Below are 2,961 nucleotides of genomic sequence, written 5' to 3'. Positions count from 1 at the left end.
GACATTTTGGGGTTGTATGGTTAAGTGACTAAGCGTACACGGTGGATGCCTTGGCAGTCAGAGGCGATGAAGGACGTACTAACCTGCGAAAAGCTATGGGGAGCCGGTAAGAGGCGCTGAACCGTAGATATCCGAATGGGGAAACCCAGTGAGTTTACTCACTATCCTTAACTGAATACATAGGTTAAGGAGGCAAACCGGGAGAACTGAAACATCTAAGTACCCCGAGGAAAAGAAATCAACCGAGATTCCGTTAGTAGCGGCGAGCGAACGCGGACTAGCCCTTAAGCTAGATTGGTGTTAGTGGAATCATCTGGAAAGCTGAGCGATACAGGGTGATAGCCCCGTACACGACAACACCTTTATAGTGAAAACGAGTAGGACGGGACACGTGGTATCCTGTTTGAAGATGGGGGGACCATCCTCCAAGGCTAAATACTCCTGACTGACCGATAGTGAACCAGTACCGTGAGGGAAAGGCGAAAAGAACCTCTGTAAGAGGAGTGAAATAGAACCTGAAACCGTGTACGTACAAGCAGTGGGAGCCCACTTTGTTGGGTGACTGCGTACCTTTTGTATAATGGGTCAGCGACTTACATTCTGTAGCGAGGTTAACCGAATAGGGGAGCCGTAGGGAAACCGAGTCTTAACTGGGCGAACTAGTTGCAGGGTGTAGACCCGAAACCGGGCGATCTAGCCATGAGCAGGTTGAAGATTGGGTAACACTAATTGGAGGACCGAACCCACTACTGTTGAAAAAGTAGGGGATGACTTGTGGCTTGGAGTGAAAGGCTAATCAAGCTCGGAGATATCTGGTTCTCCTCGAAAGCTATTTAGGTAGCGCCTCGAGCGAATACCACCGGGGGTAGAGCACTGTTTGGGCTAGGGGGTCATCCCGACTTACCAACCCCATGCAAACTCCGAATACCGGTGAGTACTACTCGGGAGACACACGGCGGGTGCTAACGTCCGTCGTGAAAAGGGAAACAACCCAGACCGCCAGCTAAGGTCCCAAAGTGATGATTAAGTGGAAAACGATGTGGGAAGGCATAGACAGCTAGGAGGTTGGCTTAGAAGCAGCCACCCTTTAAAGAAAGCGTAATAGCTCACTAGTCGAGTCGGCCTGCGCGGAAGATGTAACGGGGCTAAAATCATCCACCGAAGCTGCGGATTCATGCATTGCATGAGTGGTAGAGGAGCGTTCTGTAAGCCTGCGAAGGTGTGCCGGGAGGCATGCTGGAGGTATCAGAAGTGCGAATGCTGACATGAGTAACGATAAGGGGAGTGAAAAACTTCCCCGCCGAAAGACCAAGGGTTCCTATCCCATGCTAATCAGGGTAGGGTGAGTCGGCCCCTAAGGCGAGGCTGAAAGGCGTAGTCGATGGGAAACGGGTTAATATTCCCGTACCGGCCAATACTGCGATGGGGGGACGGAGAAAGCTAGGCAAGCGCGGCGTTGGTAGTCCGCGTGAAAGTGCGTAGGTTGGAGAGGTAGGTAAATCCGCTTCTCTAAGACTGAGACACGAGACGAGTCACTACGGTGACGAAGTTGCTGACGCTCTGCTTCCAGGAAAAGCCTCTAAGCTTCAGGTATTGGTGACCGTACCCTAAACCGACACAGGTGGTCAGGTAGAGCATACCAAGGCGCTTGAGAGAACTCGGCTGAAGGAACTAGGCAAAATAGTACCGTAACTTCGGGAGAAGGTACGCTCTTGTGTGTGAAGGCCTTGCGCTGTAAGCATATGAGAGTCGCAGTGACCAGCTGGCTGCAACTGTTTATTAAAAACACAGCACTCTGCAAACACGTAAGTGGACGTATAGGGTGTGACACCTGCCCGGTGCCGGAAGGTTAATTGATGGGGTTAGCGCAAGCGAAGCTCTTGATCGAAGCCCCGGTAAACGGCGGCCGTAACTATAACGGTCCTAAGGTAGCGAAATTCCTTGTCGGGTAAGTTCCGACCTGCACGAATGGTGTAATGATGGCCAGGCTGTCTCCAGCCGAGACTCAGTGAAATTGAAATTGCGGTGAAGATGCCGTATACCCGCGGCTAGACGGAAAGACCCCGTGAACCTTTACTATAGCTTGGCACTGAACATTGACCCTACATGTGTAGGATAGGTGGGAGGCTTTGAAGCTGGGACGCTAGTCCTGGTGGAGCCGTCCTTGAAATACCACCCTTGTATGTTTGATGTTCTAACGTAGGTCCCTGAACCGGGATTGCGGACAGTGTCTGGTGGGTAGTTTGACTGGGGCGGTCTCCTCCTAAAGCGTAACGGAGGAGCACGAAGGTTGGCTAAGTACGGTCGGACATCGTACGGTTAGTGTAATGGTAGAAGCCAGCTTAACTGCGAGACAGACACGTCGAGCAGGTACGAAAGTAGGTCATAGTGATCCGGTGGTTCTGTATGGAAGGGCCATCGCTCAACGGATAAAAGGTACTCCGGGGATAACAGGCTGATACCGCCCAAGAGTTCATATCGACGGCGGTGTTTGGCACCTCGATGTCGGCTCATCACATCCTGGGGCTGAAGTCGGTCCCAAGGGTATGGCTGTTCGCCATTTAAAGTGGTACGCGAGCTGGGTTTAGAACGTCGTGAGACAGTTCGGTCCCTATCTGCCGTGGGCGTTGGATAATTGAGTGGAGTTGCTCCTAGTACGAGAGGACCGGAGTGAACGAACCGCTGGTGTTCGGGTTGTCATGCCAATGGCACTGCCCGGTAGCTATGTTCGGAACGGATAACCGCTGAAAGCATCTAAGCGGGAAGCCGGCCACAAGATGAGTTATCCCTTACCCCCTGAGGGTACTAAAGGGTCGTTGGAGACCACAACGTTGATAGGTGAGGTGTGGAAGCGCTGCGAGGCGTTGAGCTAACTCATACTAATTGCCCGAGAGGCTTAACCATACAACGCCCAAGATGTTTTAAAGAAAGAATACAGTGTGCATACAATCAGCTTGCTAA

At 51.9% G+C, this 2,961-nt stretch carries 1 rRNA gene; it reads left to right on the top strand.

Annotated features, from left to right (window positions below):
* The first annotated feature begins 18 nt into the window (after positions 1-18).
* Positions 19-2,904, top strand: a 23S ribosomal RNA gene (locus AJE_RS19050).
* The last annotated feature ends 57 nt before the right edge of the window (positions 2,905-2,961 follow it).

The sequence above is a fragment of the Alishewanella jeotgali KCTC 22429 genome, assembly GCF_000245735.1.
GTDB classification, from domain to species: domain Bacteria; phylum Pseudomonadota; class Gammaproteobacteria; order Enterobacterales; family Alteromonadaceae; genus Alishewanella; species Alishewanella jeotgali.
This window is presented reverse-complemented; position numbering and strand designations above follow the sequence as displayed.